The sequence below is a fragment of the Rhizobium sp. C1 genome (genome assembly GCF_021026335.1).
In the GTDB taxonomy this organism is placed as follows: domain Bacteria; phylum Pseudomonadota; class Alphaproteobacteria; order Rhizobiales; family Rhizobiaceae; genus Ensifer_A.
On the sequence record NZ_JAJNCY010000012.1, the window covers coordinates 109309 to 115695 of the forward strand.

The 6387-nt window shown below is 59.7% G+C and carries 5 protein-coding genes; 3 read left to right on the plus strand and 2 right to left on the minus strand.

The features are described from left to right. Window positions 1–10: 10 nt before the first annotated feature. Window positions 11–949: an alpha-E domain-containing protein gene (locus LQK83_RS20275; RefSeq protein WP_230839299.1), complete on the minus strand. Its 939-nt coding sequence runs from the start codon at window positions 947–949 to the stop codon at window positions 11–13. Window positions 950–953: 4 nt separating this feature from the next. Continuing rightward, on the minus strand, window positions 954–2363 hold the full coding sequence (locus LQK83_RS20280) for a circularly permuted type 2 ATP-grasp protein (RefSeq protein WP_230839300.1): 1410 nt from the start codon (window positions 2361–2363) through the stop codon (window positions 954–956). Between the two features lie 314 nt (window positions 2364–2677). Between LQK83_RS20280 and LQK83_RS20285 the strand changes: the two genes are divergently transcribed. The 3 genes from LQK83_RS20285 to LQK83_RS20295 form a co-directional block, all read left to right on the plus strand. Beyond that, complete coding sequence (locus tag LQK83_RS20285; protein WP_230839301.1) at window positions 2678–3544, plus strand: DMT family transporter; 867 nt, start codon at window positions 2678–2680, stop codon at window positions 3542–3544. Window positions 3545–3813: 269 nt separating this feature from the next. Continuing rightward, a complete protein-coding gene (locus tag LQK83_RS20290; RefSeq protein ID WP_230839302.1) occupies window positions 3814–5151 on the plus strand; it encodes a D-alanyl-D-alanine carboxypeptidase in 1338 nt (445 codons plus the stop codon). A gap of 351 nt (window positions 5152–5502) precedes the next feature. Beyond that, window positions 5503–6387, plus strand: an 885-nt coding sequence (locus tag LQK83_RS20295) for a HAMP domain-containing protein (protein ID WP_230839303.1), incomplete at its 3' end; no start/stop codon positions are given.

Genomic DNA, 6387 nt, shown 5'->3' on the forward strand with positions numbered 1-6387 from the left:
CCGCTCAGGCTCAATAAAAACGGTAACCCTCGGAAATCTGCATTCCGAGACGGTTGTTGTGGCCGATGAAATCCTCGAGGAATTCGTGCAGGCCCTGGTCCATCACATCCTTGATCGAGCCCTTTTCGAGCAGCCGCAGCGTCGCGTCCGCGGTGTCGTGGGCGTCGAGGCGCTGCTTGTACTCGCGTTCCAGATAGGACAGGTTGGCGACGATCTTCTCGTAGCAATAGTGCAGCGATCGCGGCATCTGTCCGTTGAGGATCAGGAAGTCGGCAATATTGGCGGGATTGTAGACTGCGTCATAGACCCAGCCATAGGCGCGATGCGCCGAGACCGAGCGCAGGATCGATTCCCACTGGATATTGTCGAGCGAGGAGCCGACATGGGAAACCGAGGGCAAGAGCACGTAATACTTCACATCGAGGATACGGGCCGTGTTGTCGGCGCGCTCGATGAAGGTGCCGATCCGCGAGAAATTGTAGATCTCGTTTCTGAGCATCGTACCGTGGAAGGCCCCGCGTACGAGACCGGCGCGACGCTTGATCGTCTCGATGACGCTCGGCAGGTCCTGCGGCCGCACCTTGCGGGCGAGCAGCTGCTTCAGGTCGATCCAGAACTCGTTCGTCGCTTCCCAGGTCTCGCGGGTCAGTGCCGTGCGCACCATGCGCGCGTTGCTGCGCGCGGCCTCGATGCAGGACATGACGCTCGAGGGGTTGTTGCGGCTTCTGAGCATGAAGTCGATGGCGTCGCTATCCGTGACGGCCTCGTATTCCTCCAGGAATGCCTGCTGCATTCCCGCGCTTTGCAGCACGCCGTCCCAGTCGCCGTCGGTGGCGCCGGAGCGGGTAAGGGCCATGCGAAGCCCGGCGTCGATGAGGCGCGCGATGTTTTCGGCGCGCTCGATGTAACGGAACATCCAGTAGAGTCCGTTTGCAGTCCGTCCGAGCATTCTCTCAGTCCTCCAGAACCCAGGTGTCCTTGGTGCCGCCGCCCTGGCTGGAATTGACGACCAGCGAGCCTTCCTTCAGCGCCACGCGGGTGAGGCCTCCGGGGATAATCTTCACGGTCTTCGAAACAAGGACATAGGGGCGAAGATCGACGTGGCGGGGGGCCACGCCATTCTTCACGAGGATCGGCACTGTCGAAAGCGACAGGGTGGGTTGTGCGATGTAATTGGCGGGCTTGGCCTTCAGCTTTTCGGCAAAGTCCAGACGTTCCTTCTTGGTGGCGGTCGGACCAACGAGCATGCCGTAGCCGCCCGAGCCGTGAACTTCCTTCACCACCAGTTCGTCGATATGCTCGAGCACGTATTTCAGACTGTCCTCTTCCGAACAGCGCCATGTCGGCACGTTTTCGAGTATGGCCTTGCGACCGGTGTAGAACTCGACGATTTCCGGCATGTAGGAATAGATCGCCTTGTCGTCACAAATCCCGGTTCCCGGCGCATTGGCAATTGTGATGTTGCCGGCGCGGTAGACATCCATGATGCCGGGAATGCCGAGCGCGCTGTCCGGACGGAAGGTCAGCGGGTCGAGGAAGTCGTCATCGACGCGGCGGTACAGCACGTCGATCGCCTGATAGCCGAGCGTCGTGCGCATGCAGACCTTACCGTCGATAACGCGAAGGTCCGAGCCTTCGACGAGTTCCACGCCCATCTGGTCGGCGAGGAAGGAGTGTTCATAATAGGCGGAATTGTAGATGCCAGGCGTCAGCACCGCGACGCGAGGTTTTCCCTTGCAGCCGGGAGGTGCAAGCTCTTCAAGGCTCTGGCGCAACTGGTAGGGATAATCCTCGACCGGACGCACCTTGTTGGCGAAGAAGAGTTCCGGGAACATCTGCATCATCGTTTCCCGGTTCTCCAGCATGTAGGAGACGCCGGAGGGCGTGCGGGCATTGTCTTCCAGAACGTAGAACTGGTCCTCGCCGGTGCGCACGATGTCGGTGCCAACGATGTGAGTATAGACGCCGCCCGGCGGGCGCATGCCGATCATCTCGGGCAGGAAGGTGGGGTTCTTTTCGATCAGCGCGCGGGGGACGCGGCCGGCCTTGACGATCTCCTGCTTGTGGTAGATGTCGTCGAGAAAGGCGTTGAGCGCAATGACGCGCTGTTCGATGCCTTGGGCCAGCTTGCGCCATTCACGGGCGGAAATGATGCGGGGAATGATGTCGAAGGGGATGAGTTTTTCCGACTGGTCCTCATGACCATAGACATTGAAGGTGATGCCCGTCTTTCGGAAGATGTTTTCTGCGTCGCGCGATTTTGCAATCAGGTTTGCCGGATCCTGCGCCGCATACCATTCATGATAGGAGCGGTATGGCGGTCTTGGATCTGCGCCTGCATTCAACATTTCATCAAATGCCAATGCCGTGTTCCCCCGTTTTTTGTTCATATGAATACAACAATACCGATAATGCAAGAACCATGCACAGTTCCAAGCGAATAATATCGATTTCGTATAAATGACTGATTTCTAAGAAAGTTCCATGACCGTTGCTTGCACGGCATCCGGGTTTCCGCTTAAAAAATGGGCGGGTCTGGCCGCGCCTTCGGAAAAGGCATGTGTGCGCTGTCTAAAATTTGAGCAGTCGAGAAATGTGCGGGCTGGACCCCCGGGAACAATGGGCCTATGAAGCGTTAATCCGGCCGCGCTGGCCCACCCCCAAATCGCGTCTTGTCATGATCGAGCGTCTCATCCCTGCCGTCTTTGTGCTGCTCTGGTCGACAGGCTGGATCGTGGCCAAGTTCGGTGCATTTCATGCAAGCCCGCTTCTGTTTCTCGTTATCCGGTTCGGCCTGGCGATCGTGCTCTTTGCCGGCATCTGTCTGATCAGCGGGGCGCGGTGGCTGGAAGGCCGCAGCGCCAGCCTGCATGCCGCCATCAGCGGTGTGTTTCTGCATGGGATCTATCTGACAGGCGTCTGGTGGAGCATTGCCCACGGTGTCCCCGCGGGGATTTCCGGGCTCATTTCGGCGCTCCAGCCGTTGATGACAGCGGTGGCTGCGCCCTTTCTGGTCGGCGAGCGGCTGTCGCGCCGGCAGAAGCTCGGGCTGGCGCTGGGCTTTGTCGGTATCATCATCGCGATTGCGCCGAAGCTCATGGCAACCGATGCGAACGCCGTGCCGCTGATCCCGGTGCTCGTCAACGTCGCCGGCATGGCGGCGGTGACCTATGGCTCGATCTATCAGAAACAGCATCTGCATAGCGGCGATCTGAGGACGATCGCGCTGCTGCAATATGTCGGCGCTTTCGTCTTCCTCGCGCCGCTCGCCTTCCTGCTCGAAACCCCGCATTTCGATAATTCGTTCGCCGTCTGGGCGACGATGGCGTGGTCGGTGCTGGGCCTGTCGGCCGGCGCCATCGCCCTGCTGCTCTATCTGCTGCGCAAGGGGCAGGTCTCGCAGGCGGCCTCGCTGAACTATCTGGTGCCGGCGGCGGTGGCGCTGCAGGCTTGGGTGCTGTTCGGCGAAATTCTGACCCTGCCGATGGTCATTGGCGCTGCTGTGGCGGCTGTGGGCGTCTATCTGACGACGCGCCGGGCGTAGCTGCTCCTGAACTCAAGCCCGAAGGCAAGCCGCCTGGCGCCGGCCTTGGAATGCCTCATTGTTAACCATCTGTTAACGATGACTTCAGATCGTTAAAATTTTAACTTCTCTGTTGCCATGCAACACCATTAGAATCAGGCGGATCAACACTTGGGCATCGGTGCGAAATTCGCATCTGTTCGCGCAAGAAAGAGACATGGATTCAATAGTGTAGAGCGTTCTTTGCGCGTCCGGAGGGAGGCGCGGCGTTCTTGTGCAGGAGACCTTGCATGCGCCGTCTGACTGCATTGCGACTGGCTGTTTTGGGGACGTTGATGCTGGCGTCGGCGCTGTTTGCAGCCGAGCCGGCTGAAGCCGGTTATGCGCATTTCGTGCTCGACGCCAATACGGGCAAGGTGCTGGCCTCCGAGAATGCCGATACGCTGAACCATCCCGCGTCGCTCACGAAGATGATGACGCTTTACATGACCTTCGAGGCGCTTCGTGCAGGGCGCATTGGCTGGGACACGCGCATTCCGATGACCCGGCGCGCCGCCCATGTGATCCCGCTGAAGCTGGGCGTCAGGGCAGGGCAGTCGCTGACGGTGCGTGAGGCGGTTCTCGGCATGATCGTACTGTCGGCCAACGATGCAGCCGAGACGATGTGCGACTATCTCGCGCGCGGCGGCGATTGCGGCTCCATGCTGACGCGCAAGGCGCGCCAGCTCGGCATGACGCGGACGACTTTCCGCAACGGCTCCGGCCTTCCTGACTCCCGGCAGGTGACGACCGCGCGCGACATGGCGCGGCTGGGCGTCTCCCTGATCCGTGACTATCCAAGCGAATATCGCCTGTTTTCGACCCGTGCGTTTGCCTTCCGTGGTCGCACCATCCATGGGCATAACCGCCTCATGTACCGCTATCGCGGCATGGACGGCATCAAGACCGGGTATACCAACGCCTCGGGTTTCAACATCGTGACGGCGGTCAACGAGGATGGCCGGCGCGTCATCGGCGTCGTCATGGGCGGCCGCTCGGCCGGCGCGCGTGATGCCAAGATGGCGGCGCTTCTCAATGCCACCGTCCCGACGGCCATGGCCCGCCGCGATGCCGCGCCCAAGGCTGCCCCGCCCGTTGCCGTTGCCGGCGCGCCGGAGCCTGCGCGCGAGCCGCAGCGGGAGCGCGAGGAGCCGGTTGTTGCATCGCTCGATTCCGTGCCGCTGCCGGCGGCGCGCTACAACCCTGTCGGCAAGCCGGCCAAGGTTGCGAAGGCATCGCTGGAGAAGGCCTCCGATGATGGTGACGATGAGGATGTGGCCGAGGCCACTCAGGCGGCGCTCGCCAGTGAAGAGCCGAACCCTGACAATATGTCCAGCGATCCCGATACATTGTGGCAGGTTCAGATCGCCACCTCCAAGAGCGAGGACGATGCGCGCGGACTTCTCGAGAAAGCGCGCGGCAAGGCGGGCGCGAGCCTTAACGGCGTGATGAATTTCGCCCAGGCTGCCGGCGGCGGCGTCTATCGCGCGCGTTTCATCGGCTTCAACAGCCGTGAAACGGCCGAAGGCGCCTGCCGGGTGCTCAAGGCAAAGTCCTTCTCCTGCCAGGTCATCTCCGGGAACGGCTGAACGCCGGGTGTCACGCTTCACAGAGAAAGCCAGCTCGGCGGGCCATTTCTCTGTTGTCCAAGACAGAAAATCCACGAAACCCCGCGCGCGGGGTTTTCTTTATACGTGAACAGTTTAGCCCCTGCGTATGCCTTTGTATTATATATATCTGAAATAAATTAGAAAAATTGACAAATATTATTTGCCTTGCATTAACCTTTGATTTGTCTTCAGCGTTTATTTCTTATCTGTCAAGCCATGCTGGCTTTGCGCTCCGCCTGAATGAATCAGGATTAGACAAGCCATGTTTCCGAAAAACCTCCGTTCAACGACCCGCTCGCGGGGACGGCGGAGCTATGCCAAGAGGGCAATATGTCATTCCTGCAAAATGCGTCCATCAAGACCAAGATTCTTTCGAGCCTGATCCCTCTTTGCCTGGTGGGCATGGGGGCAGCCGGCGTGATGGCCGTTTCTTACAATAATACGGATGCGCAATATTCGAATTATATCAACACCGATGCCCTTGCGGCGACCTATGTGGCGCGTGCAACCACGTCCATGATCACGCTGCCATATACTGCCTATCAGCTCACCATTTACGACGAGAGCGAAGCGGCCCACGAGAAAATCAGGGATGACTACGAGAAGGCCAAGGCCGATCTTGTTTCCCGCCTGGCAAAGGCCGTAGAATTGATGCCGGAAAATCAGGTGAAAGTGGATGAGTTTCGCTCAAAGGCACAGAATATCATCGAGTTGATCGACAAGGCTCTTGTGGTCGATCGTGGGGGGGAGGCTGCCGGGGCGCAGAAGTTGCTGAAGCAGGTCGACCCGATGATTGAAGTCTGGCGCGACGAGTTGCGCCAGTACAACACCGCGCAGCAGAAGGCGCTGCAAGACAGCAGCCGCGCGCTCTCTGACAACACCAAGCTCATTATTGCCAAATCGATTGCCGGAATTTTCCTGACCTTTCTTATCGGTATTGCCGCGGCAATTCTCGTTGCCACGCGTGGGATCACCGGTCCGATTGCCCGCCTCCATGCCCGCATGACGGCGCTTGCCGGTGGCGACACGACGTCAGCCATCGACGGCGTGGAGCGGAAGGACGAGATCGGGGACATGGCGAAGGCCGTGCTCGTGTTCCAGGAGAACGCGCTGGAGCGCCTTCGTCTCGAACAGGAAACGGAAGCCAATCGCTCGATGAGCGAGAAGGAGCGGATCGAGCGCGAGAAGCAGAAGGCCAGGGAAGCCGCCGACGTG

What these genes read in the sequence shown, in the direction of transcription:
- LQK83_RS20275 (WP_230839299.1), bottom strand. Translation starts at nt 949, where the DNA reads ATGCTCGGACGGACTGCAAACGGACTCTACTGGATGTTCCGTTACATC.
- LQK83_RS20285 (WP_230839301.1), top strand. Translation starts at nt 2,678, where the DNA reads ATGATCGAGCGTCTCATCCCTGCCGTCTTTGTGCTGCTCTGGTCGACA.
- LQK83_RS20290 (WP_230839302.1), top strand. Translation starts at nt 3,814, where the DNA reads ATGCGCCGTCTGACTGCATTGCGACTGGCTGTTTTGGGGACGTTGATG.